The 16,852-nt window shown below is 61.6% G+C and carries 16 protein-coding genes; 9 read left to right on the forward strand and 7 right to left on the reverse strand.

What is annotated here, in order from left to right:
• Nucleotides 1–13: 13 nt before the first annotated feature.
• On the reverse strand, nucleotides 14–1,543 hold the full coding sequence (locus AK81_RS14155; RefSeq protein ID WP_043199868.1) for a PLP-dependent aminotransferase family protein: 1,530 nt from the start codon (nucleotides 1,541–1,543) through the stop codon (nucleotides 14–16).
• 90 nt (nucleotides 1,544–1,633) lie between these two features.
• Here AK81_RS14155 and AK81_RS14160 point away from each other — a divergent pair, with 90 nt between their 5' ends.
• From AK81_RS14160 to AK81_RS14170, 3 genes are read left to right on the forward strand one after another with little or no spacing between them, the layout of a single operon-like run.
• Complete coding sequence (locus AK81_RS14160) at nucleotides 1,634–2,263, forward strand: FMN-binding negative transcriptional regulator (RefSeq protein ID WP_043199870.1); 630 nt, start codon at nucleotides 1,634–1,636, stop codon at nucleotides 2,261–2,263.
• A gap of 12 nt (nucleotides 2,264–2,275) precedes the next feature.
• Nucleotides 2,276–2,722, forward strand: a complete 447-nt coding sequence (locus tag AK81_RS14165; RefSeq protein ID WP_043199872.1) for a GNAT family N-acetyltransferase — start codon at nucleotides 2,276–2,278, stop codon at nucleotides 2,720–2,722.
• Between the two features lie 7 nt (nucleotides 2,723–2,729).
• On the forward strand, nucleotides 2,730–3,401 hold the full coding sequence (locus tag AK81_RS14170) for a GNAT family N-acetyltransferase (RefSeq protein ID WP_043199875.1): 672 nt from the start codon (nucleotides 2,730–2,732) through the stop codon (nucleotides 3,399–3,401).
• 8 nt (nucleotides 3,402–3,409) lie between these two features.
• On the opposite strand, the gene AK81_RS14175 is transcribed toward AK81_RS14170, so the two are convergent.
• The 4 genes from AK81_RS14175 to AK81_RS14190 all read right to left on the reverse strand — a co-directional run bounded on the left by AK81_RS14175 (nucleotide 3,410) and on the right by AK81_RS14190 (nucleotide 8,429).
• Nucleotides 3,410–3,688 (reverse strand): helix-turn-helix transcriptional regulator, encoded by a 279-nt coding sequence (locus tag AK81_RS14175; RefSeq protein WP_043199876.1) that lies wholly within the window; start codon nucleotides 3,686–3,688, stop codon nucleotides 3,410–3,412.
• Nucleotides 3,685–5,010 (reverse strand): type II toxin-antitoxin system HipA family toxin, encoded by a 1,326-nt coding sequence (locus tag AK81_RS14180; protein WP_043199877.1) that lies wholly within the window; start codon nucleotides 5,008–5,010, stop codon nucleotides 3,685–3,687. The genes AK81_RS14175 and AK81_RS14180 overlap by 4 nt, the downstream gene beginning before the upstream one ends.
• A 186-nt stretch (nucleotides 5,011–5,196) precedes the next feature.
• Nucleotides 5,197–7,002: a sodium-extruding oxaloacetate decarboxylase subunit alpha gene (oadA, locus tag AK81_RS14185; protein WP_016502269.1), complete on the reverse strand. Its 1,806-nt coding sequence runs from the start codon at nucleotides 7,000–7,002 to the stop codon at nucleotides 5,197–5,199.
• Nucleotides 7,003–7,013: 11 nt separating this feature from the next.
• Nucleotides 7,014–8,429, reverse strand: a complete 1,416-nt coding sequence (locus AK81_RS14190; RefSeq protein WP_043199878.1) for an acetyl-CoA carboxylase biotin carboxylase subunit — start codon at nucleotides 8,427–8,429, stop codon at nucleotides 7,014–7,016.
• Nucleotides 8,430–8,619: 190 nt separating this feature from the next.
• On the opposite strand from AK81_RS14190, the gene AK81_RS14195 reads away from it, so the two are divergent.
• Nucleotides 8,620–9,582 carry a LysR family transcriptional regulator gene (locus AK81_RS14195; RefSeq protein WP_043199881.1) on the forward strand — a complete coding sequence of 321 codons (963 nt, stop codon included), beginning with the start codon at nucleotides 8,620–8,622 and terminating at the stop codon, nucleotides 9,580–9,582.
• Here AK81_RS14195 and AK81_RS28280 read toward each other — a convergent pair.
• Together AK81_RS28280 and hexR are read right to left on the reverse strand one after the other, a co-directional pair.
• Nucleotides 9,524–9,742 carry a PA3496 family putative envelope integrity protein gene (locus AK81_RS28280; protein ID WP_081042070.1) on the reverse strand — a complete coding sequence of 73 codons (219 nt, stop codon included), beginning with the start codon at nucleotides 9,740–9,742 and terminating at the stop codon, nucleotides 9,524–9,526. The genes AK81_RS14195 and AK81_RS28280 overlap by 59 nt on opposite strands.
• A 211-nt stretch (nucleotides 9,743–9,953) precedes the next feature.
• Nucleotides 9,954–10,820: a transcriptional regulator HexR gene (gene hexR / locus AK81_RS14200; RefSeq protein ID WP_016489869.1), complete on the reverse strand. Its 867-nt coding sequence runs from the start codon at nucleotides 10,818–10,820 to the stop codon at nucleotides 9,954–9,956.
• A 103-nt stretch (nucleotides 10,821–10,923) separates the two neighbouring features.
• Between hexR and zwf the strand changes: the two genes are divergently transcribed.
• The 5 genes from zwf to AK81_RS14225 all read left to right on the forward strand — a co-directional run bounded on the left by zwf (nucleotide 10,924) and on the right by AK81_RS14225 (nucleotide 16,589).
• Nucleotides 10,924–12,366: a glucose-6-phosphate dehydrogenase gene (zwf, locus tag AK81_RS14205; protein ID WP_043199883.1), complete on the forward strand. Its 1,443-nt coding sequence runs from the start codon at nucleotides 10,924–10,926 to the stop codon at nucleotides 12,364–12,366.
• Nucleotides 12,367–12,455: 89 nt separating this feature from the next.
• Nucleotides 12,456–12,773, forward strand: coding sequence for a hypothetical protein (locus AK81_RS14210; protein ID WP_043199884.1), 318 nt, complete (start codon nucleotides 12,456–12,458; stop codon nucleotides 12,771–12,773).
• A gap of 118 nt (nucleotides 12,774–12,891) precedes the next feature.
• On the forward strand, nucleotides 12,892–15,078 hold the full coding sequence (gene uvrD, locus AK81_RS14215; RefSeq protein WP_043199886.1) for a DNA helicase II: 2,187 nt from the start codon (nucleotides 12,892–12,894) through the stop codon (nucleotides 15,076–15,078).
• A gap of 133 nt (nucleotides 15,079–15,211) precedes the next feature.
• A complete protein-coding gene (locus tag AK81_RS14220) occupies nucleotides 15,212–16,066 on the forward strand; it encodes a Tim44 domain-containing protein (protein ID WP_043199887.1) in 855 nt (284 codons plus the stop codon).
• Between the two features lie 115 nt (nucleotides 16,067–16,181).
• Nucleotides 16,182–16,589 (forward strand): SMI1/KNR4 family protein, encoded by a 408-nt coding sequence (locus AK81_RS14225; RefSeq protein ID WP_016489874.1) that lies wholly within the window; start codon nucleotides 16,182–16,184, stop codon nucleotides 16,587–16,589.
• The last annotated feature ends 263 nt before the right edge of the window (nucleotides 16,590–16,852 follow it).

Genomic DNA, 16,852 nt, shown 5'->3' on the forward strand with positions numbered 1-16,852 from the left:
ACAGCGGCCCCATTCACTTTTTCCAGACCTTGCGCAATTTCATCAGCGCCTCGGCAATCTCCCCTTCCGGCACCGCCGCAAACCCCAGCACCAGCCCCGCTCGCTTATCCACAGGCACCTCGCTGTCCGCCAACCAGAAATTACTCAGCGGTGTGACCTCCACGCCCACTGCTTCAGCCTTGGCCACCAGTTCCTGCTCCCGCGCAAAGTTATCCACATCGACCTTCACATGCAGCCCGGCCGCCACTGCCGGCATGGCGCCCAGCCCTGGAATATCCACAGGCCAGCCGGCCTTGAGCACATTACGCCGGCTCAACGCCGCCTTGCGCATGCGCCGGATATGCCGCTGAAAGTGCCCGCGGGCCATGAACTCGGCCATCACGCATTGGCTGCTGACCTCGGAATGCCGCACCGCCAACGCCTTGGCCTGGCTGAACGCCTGGGCCAGCTGCGGCGGCAGCACCAGGTAACCCAGGCGTAGCGCCGGGAAGGCGATTTTGCCGAAGGTGCCGACATACAGCACCCGCCCGTGCTGGTCGAGCGCTGCAAGCGGGGCCAAGGGCGCGCCGCTGTATCGGTACTCACCGTCGTAGTCGTCCTCGATGATCCAGCCATCGTTACGCTCGGCCCAGGCCAGCAATGCCAGGCGGCGCGCCAGGCTCATGGTCACCCCGGTCGGGTACTGGTGAGCAGGCGTCACATAGGCCAGCCGGCAATCCTCCAACTGCCCGAGCCTGCCGCAATCCATCCCCTCTTCATCCACCGGTACGCCAAGCACCCGGCCACCCGCCAGTGCGAAGGCATGGCCGGCCGCCCGATAGCCCGGGTTTTCCACAGCCACCGCGTCGCCCGGCTGCAACAGCAACTGTGCACAAAGGCTGATGGCCTGCTGTGCACCACTGGTGATCACAATTTGTTCAGCCATGCAACTCAGCCCACGCGAGCGGCGCAAGTAGGCAGCGATCAGTTCGCGCAGCATCGGCTCGCCCGCCGGGTCGCCATAACCCAGTTGTGCGGGTCTCGGATTACGCCAGAAACCCGCCTGCAGCTTGGCCCAGACCTCAAACGGGAACAGGTCGAATGCGGGAATACCGACGCGAAAAGCACGCGGCTGACCGCTTCTTGGCGGCGGCAAGTGGTTGGTTTTCAGCCGCTGCAAAGCTTCACTGGAGCGTCGGTTGCTGGATAAATCCTCAGTATCTTTTACTGAAAATGTGGATAAGCCTGTTGGTAACCCATGGGATAACCCTGTGGATACTTGTGTGGATAGTTTTGGTAGCCGGCTTACATAGGTGCCATCGCCCACCCGGCTTTCGATGTAGCCCTCGGCGTACAACTGGTCATAGGCCCGCACCACGCTGTTGCGTGACAGCCCCAGCATGCTGGCCAATTCGCGGGTGGCTGGCAGCCGGGTACCACTGCTCAAGCGCCCGTCCAGCACCCGCGCGCGCAGCGCCTGGTACAGCTGCTGACTGAGCCCGCGGCGGCGGTCCAGGGCGATGCCGGAAGGGTCGAAAGGCAAAACGAGGGGGCGATCACTCATGTTATTGGACCTATGAAAACAGGCAGTAATGGCTCTTACCCAGAACCAATAGCCTGCCTAGGATGGCACCATTGCACAAGGAAACCGAGCATGTACAACAGCAAACCCCACCAGGAACACGACCTGGGCCGCCTGCACCAGCACATGCTCGACACCCGCCTGGCCGTGCTGGTCAGCCAAGGCGAACAAGGCCTGTTGGCCACACACCTGCCGGTGCTGGTGAATACTGGCGAAGGCGAGTTCGGCACCGTCTATGCGCACCTGGCACGGGCCAACCGCCAATGGCAGGACCTGGCACAAGGCGGCGAAGCCCTGCTGGTCTTCCCCGGCGCCGATGCCTATGTCAGCCCCGGCTACTACCCAAGCAAAGCCGATAACCCCAAGGTCGTGCCGACCTGGAACTACCTGGCCGTACACGCCTATGGCCCGGCCGAGGTGATCCACGAGGCAGCAACGCTACTGACCATCGTCAGCCGCCTGACCGAGCGCCACGAACAAGGCCGCAACGAACCGTGGAGCGTCGCCGACGCCCCGGCTGACTACCTCGACGGCATGCTTCGCGCCATCGTCGGTATCCGCCTGCCCATCGCCCGCCTGCAAGGTGCGTGCAAGCTCAGCCAGAACCGCTCAGAGCAAGACATCGCCGGCGTGCGCGAAGGCCTGAGCGCCAGCCCCGATCAACTGGACAACCAACTCGCGGCGCACATGCGCCAACTGTGAAGGAATAGCCCCATGCCCAGCGTTACCCTGCGCCCCGTCAGCGCCCAAGACCATGCCGCCTGGCTCGCCCTGTGGCAGGCCTACCTGCACTTCTATGAAACCGAGTTGGCCGATGAAGTCAGCCTGAGCACCTGGCAGCGCCTGCTCGACCCGAGTGAGCCAACCCATTCGGCACTGGCCTGGGTCGATGGCAAGGCGGTGGGGATGGTCAACTTCATCTACCATCGTTCCAACTGGAGCATCGAAAACTCCTGCTACCTGCAGGACCTGTACGTGGACAACTCACAGCGTGGCCTGGGCATCGGTCGCCAGCTGATCGAGCACGTCTACACCACAGCCAAGGCCGACAACTGCATCAAGGTGCACTGGCTGACCCACGAAACCAATGCCACCGCCATCAGCCTGTATCAGCAGGTTGCCGAGCGCTCGGGCTTTATCCAATTCCGCAAAGGCTTGTAGGCCGAACATGACAGACGCCTTGAACTGGAAACCCGCCGCAACGCCCCAGGCCGAACCGATTGAAGGCCGCTTCATCCGCCTGGAAAAGCTCGACCCGGCGCGCCATGGCGACGACCTCTGGGAAGTGCTGCAAGGCCCAACTTCCGACCCGGTGCTGTGGGACTACCTGCCCTATGGCCCGTTCGCCGAACGTGTTGCCTTCGACCGCTGGCTGGAGGGCAACGCCGCAGGTCGCGACCCGCTGTTCTACACCGTCATCGACCGCCCCAGCGGCCAGGCCCAGGGCATTCTCAGCCTGATGTCGATCGTGCCCGATCACGGCCGCATCGAAATCGGCCACATCGCCTTCGGCGCCGCCATGCAGCGCACACCCAAAGGCACCGAGGCGGTGTACCTGCTGGGCAAGCTGGGCTTCGAACTGGGCAACCGCCGGCTGGAGTGGAAGTGCAACAACGCCAACGCCCGCTCCAAGCGCGCGGCAGAGCGGTTTGGCTTCACCTACGAAGGGGTGTTCCGCAAGCACTTGGTGGTGAAGGATCACAACCGCGATACGGCCTGGTATTCGATTACCGATGACGAGTGGCCGGCGGTGGCTGCCGGGTTCGAGCGGTGGTTGAGCGAGGAAAACCAGCAGCCGGGGGGCCAGGTAGAAACGCTTGAGGCATGCCGCAAAGGCTGAGAGGGGGCTCAGATGATTTTTCGCTGACGCCTGATAACCCCCATCTGCAAGCCGAAAGGCCGAAACACGGCATTCATTGATTTGAGTGTCGGGTTTCCTTCGCCTTTCTCGATCTGAATAAGCGTACGCAGTGAAATCTTGCACATCCGCGCAAACTGAGCCTGTTGCAGATTGGCCACCGTCACACGCAAATGCCTCACTCCAGCTCCCAGATCCCAAGTGCCATCGGCGATGCCCTGTTGAACATCATCGATCACCTGGGCGCGTTGTTCGGGTGTAAGCGTCATAGCAATTTCCACTCTTTCATTCGTTGCTCAAGCAGCCTCAAGTGGACCGCTGGATGATTCATGACGGCATCAGGCAAGCCCGCAGCACTGAGCAGATCTGGCAGCGCCAACAGACGCGCTGCATCCTGCTTCAACCGGTCAAAAGCCAGCGCCGGGGTGATCAGGTCGGCCAGGCTGTTGCACGCCGCCCACCAGTCGATGTCGCCAGCACGCTCTATGCCGGGCGCCCATTTGGTGGTCCGGGTAATACCTTCCGCATCCAGCACCATCGGCGCCAGATCATAGATAGGTGCCAACCTGACGGAATTGGCACCACGGATCACGGCCATGTTCCGCCCGTGGTTGTCGGCGTTCCCCAGAACCTTGTTGATAAGGTCCCGTCGCAAATAGTCGGATACCAGGTCATCGATCTGTTGCTCTTGCCCGGCCAGCCTCCAGAGTGCCGCCAGGTTCCTCAGCGCCTCCCCATGGTCCATCCGGCTACCGGGTTGGGTGACGCCCGACAACGAGTAGATGGACTCCACCGCACGTCGTTGCACACCGTGCGGGGTGATCTCACGGTCAAAACGGCGCATCCACAGGCTGGGCTTTGTACCCTCCTCCAAAGCCATGTCATCCGTAGCCACAGTCTCCACACCCAGTGTTTGCAATGCGCGGTAGTACAGAAATTCAGCCCGCAATATGTCCTGGTCGTTGTTCAGGCCCTGATTACGAGCGAACTTGATGAACCAGTGCCGACAAGCTTGCCCATCATCAAGTGCCGCATCGGGATACAGAAGGCCGTCCTCGCCTTCCGTCATCAGTAGCTTGGGCGCCTCGCCGCCCGCGCCGGTGGCGCCGCCGATGGCAGCGCCCTGTTCGTAGGCGTACTCAAGAAAACGCTGATCGCGACTGACCACATCCTGCCTGGTGAAGCCCATTGGCGCACGTGAGTCCAGGTAGTCCATGGACTCCTTGATACGCATGTTTCCCACGGGAGCCGGTGTACTCCTTGCCAGCAGAAACATGTCATCACTGACGCCGTCGGGCTTTGTCTGGCCGACATGCGACATGAGGAAGCGTTTGGCTGCACCGGACGGCGCAATATCGTGAACGAATGCAGGCGCAGCAGGCAGCACGAAGCTGTCGAAGTCTACCGGCAGCCGAGCGCTGACCGCCTTGGCGGCAAAGCTCTGGTATGCATCGAGGTTGTCTCTGATATACGACGCTTCATAGGCGACGGCGCAAGGCCCATTGAAGCCTTGTTCTGGCTGCGAAAACGATAGCGTCATGGCGTCCTGCCAAACGCCATCGGAGAAGACTTGCAGGGTTAGCGGGTACATAGACAACCTGCTGCGACTGTTCGGGCAATCTGCAATATAGTGCATTTTTTGCGTTGCTGCTTTTGCAAAATATGTATTTTATTGCATATTTATCATGTCGAACGGGGTTGTACATGCATTTAAATGCACAAAAAAAGGGGAGCATCCGCTCCCCAGAGGTTAACCGCTTGTAGATAAGGGCTTAAATCAGCCCTCGATCTCGATCAGGATTTCGCCCGGCGTCACGCGATCGCCCTTGGCCACGTGGATGGCCACGACCTTGCCGGCGATGGCCGCCTGCACTTCGGTTTCCATCTTCATGGCTTCGGTGATCAGCACGGCCTGGCCGGCCTTGACCACGTCACCTTCCTTGACCAGTACATCGACGATGTTGCCTGGCATGTTGGTGCTGACGTGGCCTGGGTCGGTGGCTTGCTTGCGCTTGCTGCCGCCGCCGACGAACTCGTTGAGTGGCTCGAACACCACTTCTTCCGGCATGCCGTCGATCGACAGGTAGAAGTGACGCTTGCCTTCGGCCTTCACGCCAACGCCGGTGATGTCGACGCGGTAGGTTTCGCCGTGCACGTCGATGACGAACTCGGTCGGTACGCCTTCACCGCCTGGCGCAGAAACGGCGCCAGCCTCCGGAATCGGCAGCAACGCTTCCGGGGTGAGGGTGCCGGCTTCGCGTTCTTCGAGGAACTTGCGGCCAATGTCCGGGAACATGGCGAACGTCAGCACGTCTTCTTCGCAACGGGCCAGGGCACCGATGTCGGCACGCAGCTTGGTCATCTCTGGCTTCAGCAGGTCGGCCGGGCGCACGTCGATCACTTCTTCGCTGCCGATCGCCTGACGGCGCAGCTGCTCGTTGACCACGCCCGGGGCTTTGCCGTAACCGCCTTGCAGGTACAGCTTCACTTCGTTGGTGATGGTCTTGTAGCGCTCGCCGGCCAGCACGTTGAAGAACGCCTGGGTGCCGACGATCTGAGAGGTCGGCGTCACCAGCGGCGGGAAGCCGAGGTCTTCACGCACACGCGGGATCTCTGCCAGCACTTCGTTCATGCGGTTGAGCGCGCCCTGCTCTTTCAGCTGGTTGGCCAGGTTGGAAATCATGCCGCCCGGCACCTGGTTGACCTGCACGCGGGTGTCCACGGCGGTGAACTCGCTTTCGAACTGGTGGTACTTCTTGCGCACGGCGTAGAAGTACAAGCCGATTTCCTGCAGCAGCTCCAGGTCCAGGCCGGTGTCGAACTCGCTGCCCTTGAGCGCAGCAACCATCGACTCGGTGCCCGGGTGGCTGGTGCCCCAGGCGAAGCTGGAGATGGCGGTGTCGATGTGGTCGGCGCCGTTTTCCACAGCCTTGAGCTGGCACATGGCGGCCAGGCCGGCGGTGTCGTGGGAGTGGATGAACACCGGCAGCGACTGCTCGGCCTTCAGTGCCTTGACCAGTTCACCAGCGGCGAATGGGGTCAGCAGGCCGGCCATGTCCTTGATTGCCACCGAGTCGCAACCCATGGCTTCCATCTGCTTGGCCTGGGCTACAAAGGCGTCGATGGTGTGCACAGGGCTGACCGTGTAGGCGATGGTGCCCTGGGCGTGCTTGCCGGCGGCCTTGACCGCTTCGATGGCCACGCGCAGGTTACGCACGTCGTTCATGGCGTCGAAGATGCGGAACACATCGATGCCGTTTACCGCAGCCTTGGCGACGAAGGCCTTGACCACGTCGTCGCTGTAGTGGCGGTAGCCCAGCAGGTTCTGGCCGCGCAGCAGCATTTGCAGGCGGGTGTTGGGCAGGGCGGCGCGCAGCTTGCGCAGGCGCTCCCACGGGTCTTCCTTGAGGAAGCGCACGCAGGCGTCGAAAGTGGCGCCGCCCCAGACTTCGAGCGACCAATAGCCGACTTTGTCGAGCTTGTCGCAGATCGGCAGCATGTCTTCGGTACGCATGCGGGTGGCCAGCAGGGACTGGTGGGCGTCGCGCAGGATCGTGTCGGTTACGTGAATTTTCTTGGACATTATAGGTTTCCTCACAGGCCTGCGTGGGCGGCGATGGCGGCGGCGATGGCCAGGGCCAGCTCTTCGGGTTTGCGCTTGATCGAGTAGTTGGTCAGTTCAGGGTGGCTTTCGACGAAGCTGGTATTGAACTGCCCGCTACGGAATTCCGGGTTGCGCAGGATTTCCTGGTAGTACGCGGCGGTGGTCTTCACCCCTTGCACGCGCATGTCGTCCAGGGCTCGCAGGCCGCGGTCCATGGCCTCTTCCCAGGTCAACGCCCACACCACCAGTTTCAGGCACATGGAGTCGTAGAACGGCGGAATGGTGTAGCCGGTATAGATCGCTGTATCGGTACGCACGCCCGGGCCGCCGGGGGCGTAGTAACGGGTAATCTTGCCGAAGCTGGGCAGGAAGTTGTTCTTCGGGTCTTCCGCGTTGATGCGGAACTGCAGCGCGTAACCGCGGTGCTGGATGTCTTCCTGCTTGACCGACAGCGGCAGGCCCGAGGCGATGCGAATCTGCTCACGGACGATGTCGATACCGGTGATCTCCTCGGTGATGGTGTGTTCCACCTGCACCCGGGTGTTCATTTCCATGAAGTACACCTCGCCATCGGCGAGCAGGAACTCCACGGTACCGGCGTTCTCGTAGTTCACCGCCTTGGCTGCACGTACCGCCAGGTCGCCGATGTAGGCGCGCTGCTCGGGCGTGAGCTGTGGGCTTGGGGCAATTTCGATGAGCTTCTGGTTACGGCGCTGGATCGAGCAGTCGCGCTCGAACAGGTGCACCACGTTGCCGAAGCTGTCACCGAGGATCTGTGCCTCGATGTGCTTGGGGTTGACGATGCACTTTTCCAGGAACACTTCGGCCGAACCAAAGGCCTTGGTGGCCTCGGAAATCACCCGTGGGAAGTTCTGTTCCAGCTCTTCGCGGCTGTTGCAACGGCGAATACCGCGGCCGCCACCACCAGAGGTGGCCTTGAGCATCACCGGGTAACCGATGCGCTCACCTTCGCTCAGGGCTTCATGAATATCGGCAACGTTGCCTTCGGTGCCCGGGGTTACCGGCACACCGGCGGCAATCATGGTGCGGCGCGCTTCGGTCTTGTCGCCCATGCCGCGAATGACGTCAGCGGCGGGGCCGATGAACTTGATCCCGCGTTCGGCGCAGATCTCTGCCAGTTCAGCGTTTTCCGACAGGAAACCATAGCCCGGGTGCAGGGCATCACAGCCGGTTTCCACAGCCAGGTTCACCAGCTTGCGCGGGTTCAGGTAACCGGCCAGCGGCTCGGCACCAATGCTGTGGGCTTCGTCGGCGCGCTTGACGTGCAAGGCGTGCCGATCGGCGTCGGAATAGATCGCTACCGAGCGTATGCCCATCTCGGCGCAGGCACGCACGATCCGAACTGCGATTTCACCTCGGTTGGCGATCAGGATTTTTTTTATCACTGGAGTCTTCCCAAAGCCGTAGGAACAGTCGAGCCGGTTCTACCGGTCGGCGCGTGACCAAGCGTTGCTGGCCAGTCGCATATTCACCCTAGCGCTGTAGGTCGATAAACAAAAATCAATATTTGTTAGAGGCAGCATTAGTAAAAGCTTATAGTGCAGTTACAAGGTGTTGCCGAAGGGCGGGTGAAAAATGCGTAAGTCATTGATGCGTATGACTTTGCGTCAATTGCAGATCTTCAATGAGGTGTGCGATTTGCGCTCGTACAGCCGGGCAGCGGAAGAGATGTCGCTGACACAACCCGCCGTTAGTCTACAGATCCGCCAGCTCGAAGAGCTGATCGGCCAGCCGCTGTTCGAGTACGTGGGCAAGAAACTCTACCTGACCGAAGCGGCCGAAGCCCTGCAACGCGCCAGCCGCGACATCTTCGGGCGCCTCGAGAGCCTGGACATGCAGCTGTCTGACATGCAGGGCTCATTGCAGGGGCAACTCAAACTGGCGATCGAGTCCAGCGCCAAGTACTTCGTGCCACACCTGTTCGCCGCCTTCAAGCAGCGTCACCCGGAGGTCAACCTGACCTTGACGGTGGTCAATCGCGCCCAGGCCATCCGCCGCCTTTCGGATAACCGCGACGACATCATCATCATGTCGATGGTGCCGCAGGACATGGGCCTGGAGTTTCTGCCGTTCCTCAACAACCCGATCATCGCGGTGGCGCCGCCCGAGCACCCGCTGTGCAAGCTGGAGCAGCTGCGCCTGCAGGACCTGGAGCCTCATACCCTGCTGGTACGCGAGCAGGGCTCAGGCACGCGCAAGGCCTGCGAGGAGTATTTCAAGGACAAGCGCGTGCACTTCACCCAGACCCTGGAAGTGGCGTCGGCCGATGCGCAGCGCGAGTGCGTGATCGCCGGCTTGGGCATCGCCCTGCTGACCCGCCATGCAGTCAACCTGGAACTGGCCACAGGTGTGCTGAAGGAGTTACCGGTGGAAGAGCTGCCGCTGTACCGCAGTTGGTGCGTGGTGCAGTCCAAGGCCAAGCGGCAGTCGCCGGTGGCCTTGGCGTTTCTGGCATTCATCCGCAGCGAACGTGCGTTGATCAGTGCGCTTGTTGAGCGTTTTTCGGGGAAGTTGCCGCTGAAGACTGCCACACCGTGAGTGCTTGCAACTCGGGATAATCCACCAGGTCGCGCAGCAGTTGACGTTGGTCGCAATACACCTCGATCGCGCGGCGGTATTCCATGCGGCGCTGATCCTTTTCCTGCTGCTTGCGAGCTTTGGCGTTGGGTTGGTAGATACCGTCGTGGTCACGTGCCATTGCCTGTCTCCCAGATAGGATGCGGGAGTTTCAGACTGGCCTTGAAGGTTTACGATTTGGCTGTGGGATGGTGACAAAATCGTGAATTTTTACTCCCTGTGCCGGCCTCTTCGCGGGCTTGCCCGCTCCCACAGGTAATGTGCACCGCTTGAAATCAGCGCAATTCCTGTGGGAGCGGGCAAGCCCGCGAAGAGGCCGGTACAGGTTGAATTCAGTCGTCTGTAGCCTTGATCGACTTGGGCGACAAACGCAGGCTGCGCAAGCTGCGCTTCACGCTTTTCAGGTGGTTGACCAGGCTTGGCCCGCGCGCCATGGCCACGCCCATGGCCAGCACGTCGATCACCACCAGGTGGGCGATACGCGAGGTCAGCGGGGTGTAGATTTCGGTGTCTTCATGCACGTCGATCGCCAGGTTCACGGTCGACAGCTCGGCCAGCGGTGTCTGGCTTGGGCACAGGGTAATCAGGTTGGCGCCGCTCTCACGCACCAGGTTGGCGGTGATCAGCAGGTCCTTGGAGCGGCCCGACTGGGAAATACACACCGCCACATCGCCAGGCCTCAAGGTAACCGCCGACATCGCCTGCATGTGCGGGTCGGAATACGCGGCCGCACTGAGCAGCAGGCGGAAGAACTTGTGCTGGGCGTCCGCCGCGACCGCGCCGGATGCGCCAAAGCCATAGAACTCCACCCGTTGCGCCTGGGCCATGGCGCTCACGGCCTGTTGCAGCGCATGCGGGTCGAGGTGCTCGCGCACTTCCATCAGCGTGTGCAGGGTGGTGTCGAAAATCTTCAGGCTGTAGTCGGCAACCGAGTCGTCTTCATGGATGGCGAACTGGCCAAAACTGGCCCCGGCGGCCAGGCTCTGCGCCAGTTTCAATTTCAGGTCCTGGAAGCCCGAGCAACCGATGGCCCGGCAGAAACGTACGATCGTCGGTTCGCTGATACCCACGCTGTGCGCCAGGTCGGCCATCGAGCTGTGCATGACCGCAGCCGGGTCGAGCAGCACGTGGTCGGCCACTTTGAGTTCCGATTTGCGCAGCAGGTGGCGCGATTGGGCGATATGTTGCAACAGATTCACGGGCTGGACTCGGTTATGATCGACTGGCCGGGTTGTAGCTTTCTTGTAGTTATACTACATGGACGCCAACCCGCCCAGTTAAACGAACGTGGAGAGTGGCGGTTTGACTATTCCTTGCGACATTCTGGTGTTCGGTGGCACCGGCGATCTGGCCCTGCACAAACTCCTCCCGGCGCTCTATCACTTGTATCGCGAGGCGCGCCTGAACAACGCGGTACGCATCATCGCCCTCGCCCGCCGCAACATAAGCCGTAACGAATACCTCAAGCTCGCAGAACGCCATTGCCGTGCGCAGATTGCCCGCAATGACTTCGACGAAGACGTATGGCAACGCTTTGCCGCGCGCCTCGATTACTTCCCCATGGATGCCTCGCAGAGCGCCGACTTCGGCCGCCTGGCGCGCTACCTCGGCGAACCTGGCGGGCTGACGCGCATCTTCTACCTGGCCACCGCTCCCAACCTGTTCGTGCCGATTGCCAACTACCTGCGTAACGCCGGCCTGGCCGACCCCGAAGCGCGCATCGTGCTGGAAAAGCCGATTGGTCACTCGCTGGCCTCGGCTACCGCCATCAACGAGGCGATTGGCGCAGTGTTCGACGAAAACCAGGTCTTTCGCATCGACCACTACCTGGGCAAGGAAACCGTGCAGAACCTGATGGCCCTGCGCTTCGCCAATGCCCTGCTGGAGCCGGTGTGGCGCAACAATCAGGTCGACCATGTGCAGATCAGCGTTTGCGAGACCCTGGGGGTAGAGAACCGCGGCGCCTACTATGACCGCGCCGGGGCAACCCGCGACATGCTGCAGAACCACCTGCTGCAGTTGCTGTGCCTGGTGGCCATGGAGCCACCTGCGCAGTTCGAGGCTGAAGCGGTACGCGACGAAAAGGTGAAGATCCTCCGGGCCCTCAAGCCCATCACCGGCCAGGATGTGCAGGACAAGACCGTGCGCGGTCAGTACGGTGCCGGGCACATCGGCGGCCAGGAAGTGCCGGCCTATTACTTCGAAAAGGACGTCGACAACGACAGCGATACCGAAACCTTCGTGGCCATCGAAGCGCACATCGACAACTGGCGCTGGGCAGGTGTGCCCTTCTACCTGCGCACCGGCAAGCGTATGGCGCGGCGCTCGTCGCAGATCGTCATTCAGTTCAAGCCGGTACCCCACGAGCTGTTCAGCGGTGGTCAGGTCAACCAGCTGTTGATCCAGCTGCAACCGGATGAGCGCATCAGCCTGCGCATGATGACCAAGAGCCCAGGCAAGGGCATGCGGCTGGAACCGGTCGAGCTGGACCTGAACCTGGCTCAGGTATTCAGCCAGACCCGCCGCTGGGAGGCTTACGAGCGGCTGCTGCTGGACATCGTCGAGGGTGATTCGACACTGTTCATGCGCCGCGATGAAGTGGAGGCGGCCTGGCACTGGATCGATCCGGTAATAAAGGGTTGGCAGGAGCACTTTCAGGCGCCACGCCACTATGCCGCCGGCAGCAATGGCCCGGAACAGGCCGGCAGCCTGCTGGCCAGGCATGGCAGGCATTGGCACAGCTGAAGCGCTTCGCTCTGCATTGCGGGTAGGCGCTGCAAGCAATCTGTCGCCCGGAGGGTACATACCGCCCTTCCCAAGACAGGAGTATCGAAATGATCATCGAATGCAAAGACTGGAAAGCCCAGCACGACAAGATGCCACCAGGCACACGCCTGCGGGTGCACGGCACAATCACCGTAAGTCATCCAGGCATAGTACCGGTACTGGTCAAGCGCAGAATGCAGGACAAGTCCTTTGCACTGGCACTGGAGCTTGAGCTGCACCAACAGGACGGCAACTTCATGCAGGTTGTCTGCGACAAGGAAGTGTCGTTCGAAACGCAAGACGAGCACGGCCAGATCCCTAAGGTGGACATTATCCACGACGGCAAACTGATCGCGTGCATCACCGACATCGTGGAAACCCATTGATGTAGACGCGGCGGCCACTGCAGGCGCATCGCCTGTAGTGGCCGCTTTGCAGGCTTTGCAGGGTGAATATTCATACAGTGCCATTTACCCTGCCCCTGCTGCGCCCTAGAATGGCCCGATGCACACAGATGACCTCTCCCTCCTGCTGAACTCCCTCAACGATGCTCAACGCCAGGCCGTCGCGGCCAAGCTCGGGCGTCAACTGGTGCTTGCTGGCGCCGGCTCCGGTAAAACCCGCGTGCTGGTGCACCGCATCGCCTGGCTGATCCAGGTGGAGCAAGCATCGCCGCACTCGATCCTGTCGGTGACCTTCACCAACAAGGCGGCAGCAGAAATGCGCCACCGGATCGAGCAACTGCTGGGGATCAACCCGGCGGGCATGTGGGTCGGCACCTTCCACGGCCTGGCCCATCGCCTGCTGCGGGCCCACTGGCAGGAAGCGCGGCTGGTGCAGAACTTCCAGATCCTCGACAGCGATGACCAGCAGCGCCTGATCAAGCGGGTCATGCGCGAGCTGGGCCTGGATGAGCAGAAGTGGCCGGCACGCCAGGCCCAGTGGTTCATCAACGGGCAGAAGGACGAAGGCCTGCGCCCGCAGCATATACAGGCTGGGGGCGACCTGTTCCTGGCGACCATGCGCGAGGTGTATACCGCCTACGAACAGGCCTGTGAGCGCGCCGGGGTCATCGACTTCTCCGAACTGCTGCTGCGCGCCCTGGACCTGTGGCGCGACCACCCGGGCCTGCTTGAGCACTACCAGCGGCGCTTCCAGCATGTGCTGGTAGACGAGTTCCAGGACACCAACGCCGTGCAATACGCCTGGCTGCGCCTGCTGGCGCGCGGTGGTGCCAGCCTGATGGCGGTGGGCGACGACGACCAGTCGATCTACGGCTGGCGCGGTGCCAAGATCGAAAACATTCACCAGTACACCGCCGACTTCCCCGACGCCGAAATGATCCGCCTGGAGCAGAACTACCGCTCCACCGGCGGCATCCTCAAGGCCGCCAACGCGCTGATCGTCAACAACACCGGGCGCCTGGGCAAGGAACTGTGGACCGACATGGGCGAAGGCGAACCGCTGACCCTGTACGCGGCCTACAACGAGCACGACGAAGCGCGCTACGTGGTGGAAACCATCGAAAGCCTGGTCAAGCAGGGCAATGCGCGTAACGAAATCGCCATCCTGTACCGTTCCAACGCCCAGTCGCGGGTACTGGAAGAGGCCCTGCTGCGCGAGCGTATCCCCTACCGCATCTATGGTGGCCAGCGCTTCTTCGAACGCGCCGAAATCAAGAACGCCATGGCTTACCTGCGGCTGATCGAAGGGCGTGGCAACGACGCTGCCCTTGAGCGGGTGATCAACGTGCCGCCACGCGGCATCGGCGAGAAAACCGTCGAAGCCATCCGCGAGCACGCCCGCCACAGCCAGGTGTCGATGTGGGAAGCCATGTGCCAGCTACTGGCGGCCAAGGCTATGAAGGGCCGTGCCGCCAGCGCCCTGGGTGCATTCATCGAGCTGATCGAGGGGCTGGCTGCCAAGGTCACGGACATGCCGCTGCATACCATGACCCAGGTCACCATCGAACAGTCCGGGCTGATCACCTACCACCAGGAAGAAAAGGGTGAAAAGGGCCAGGCACGGGTAGAAAACCTTGAGGAACTGGTGAGCGCGGCGCGCAACTTCGAGTCCACCGACGAAGACGCCGATCTCTCGCCGCTGTCGGCGTTCCTCGGCCATGCGTCGCTCGAAGCCGGCGATACCCAGGCCGACGAGCATGAAGACAGCGTCCAGCTGATGACCTTGCACAGCGCCAAGGGCCTGGAGTTCCCGTATGTGTTCCTGGTGGGCATGGAAGAGGGCCTGTTCCCACACAAGATGAGCCTGGAAGAGCCCGGCCGCCTGGAAGAGGAACGCCGCCTGGCCTATGTGGGGATTACCCGCGCCATGCGCCAGCTGGTCATGACCTACGCCGAAACACGTCGCCTGTATGGCAGCGAGACCTACAACAAGGTGTCGCGTTTCGTACGTGAGATTCCGGCGGGCCTGATTCAGGAAGTGCGCCTGTCCAACAGTGTCAGCCGCCCGTTCAGTGGGGCCAAGACGGCCACCAACAGCAACCTGTTCGCCAATGCCAACATTCCGCAGACCGCGTTCAACCTCGGCCAGCGTGTGCAACATGGCGTGTTTGGCGAGGGCGTGATTCTCAACTTCGAGGGTTCGGGCGCCCAGGCACGGGTGCAGGTGAATTTTGCCGAAGGCAGCAAGTGGCTGATGTTGGGGTATGCCAAGCTCGAGGCCATCTGAAGACCAAGGCCGCCCTGCCGGGGTGGCCTTGTAACATTCAGGCAAAAGCTCGAAACACTATGTCGCTGGTCATGTGCGCGGGAACCTGTGCACCATGACGCGCGTGCAATCCACAACAGGGGATATCCCACTTATGCAACGTTTTCTTAGCATCGCACTGGCGCTCTGCGTCGGCCTGACGCTGAGCCTGGACGCCAATGCCAAGCGGTTCGGCGGCGGCAAGAGCTCGGGCTCCGCGCCTATCCACCAGACCCGCCAGGCTACGCCAACCACGCCTGCCGCCGCACCGGCTGCCGCACCTGGTCGTGCAGCTCCGGCCGCCAGCGGTGCTTCGCGCTGGTTGGGCCCACTGGCCGGCCTGGCCGCCGGTGGTCTGCTGGCGTCCATGTTCATGGGTGACGGTTTCGAAGGCTTCCAGATCATGGACTTCCTGATCGTGGCGCTCATCGCCTTCCTGGTGTTCCGCTTCATTGCCGCACGCCGCCGCCAGCAGCAGCCGCAAATGGCCATGCCAGGCCATGCGCCGATGCAGCGTGAGGCTCACAACCAGCCGGCCCAGCAATCGGTCTTTGGTGGTTCGGCCGCACCTGCCGCCGCTGCCCCGGCGATCAACGCCCCGGCCTGGTTCAACGAGCAAAGCTTCCTGGCTGCTGCCCGTAACCACTTCCAGTCGCTGCAGCAGCACTGGGATGCCAACGAAATGGACAAGATCACCGAGTTCGTCACCCCGCAAATGCTCGAGTTCCTCAAGCGTGAGCGTGCTGAACTGGGTGACAGCTTCCAGTCCACCTACATCGACAACCTCGAAGTACAGCTGGACGGTATCGACGACCGCGCCGACCGTACCGACGCCACCCTGACCTTCCGTGGCGTGTCGAAGAACTCGCGCTTCGACCAGGGTGAAGTGTTCAGCGAAAGCTGGCACATGGTTCGCGCCCCAGGCGAGAACCAGCCTTGGCTGGTCGCCGGTATCCGTCAAAACGGCTAACCGCAGCGTGCTGTACAAAAAAACCCCGGGCCTGTCCCGGGGTTTTTGCTTTTGCCAGAGCGGCCTACTAGGGTATAACGCGCAGCGTTGTCATCTAGGTCAGAGGAAGTGAACCGTGGAAGAAGTGATCGAACAACTCCGAGAAGCCAATCAGCCAGTGCCGGTGCCCCTGGAGCTTCCCGACGAGGACCAGTTGGTCGAAATCGAGGAAGAGCTGTTCATCAACATACCGTTCGTGTTCAAAGAGTTTCTGCTGACCGTCAGCGACGTGGTGTATGGCTCGCTGGAGCCGGTGACTGTCACCGACCCACAATCGCACACCTACCTGCCCGACGTCGCCGCCAACGCCTGGGATGCCGGCGTGCCGCGTGACCTGATTCCGCTGTGCCAGGACGGCGACAACTACTACTGCGTCGAAGAAGACGGCACCGTGGTGCTGTGGGATGCCGAAGAGGAAATCGCCGGTGAAGACAGCTGGGAATCGGTGTGGCACTGGGCGCGGGATGTGTGGCTGGAGAGCTGATCTCCCCCCATTGCCTGGGTTACCACGATCCCTGTAGGAGCAGCCTTGCGCTGCGAAGAGGCCATTGCAGCCGCAGATAGTCGTTAGCCTTACCGGCCTCTTCGCAGCACAAGGCTGCTCCTACAAGTGATGTGTGATGTGCAAGAAAGTTGCTCCCACCAAGCCCGTCACAGCCTGCAGCTATAAAATTTATGGCTTAGTGCCATTACCCTGATTAAAATCGCCAGGCTTTCTGCGCCTGGCGACATTGCTACCGCTCCATC

This window comes from Pseudomonas putida W15Oct28 (assembly GCF_000708715.2).
GTDB lineage: Bacteria > Pseudomonadota > Gammaproteobacteria > Pseudomonadales > Pseudomonadaceae > Aquipseudomonas > Aquipseudomonas putida_R.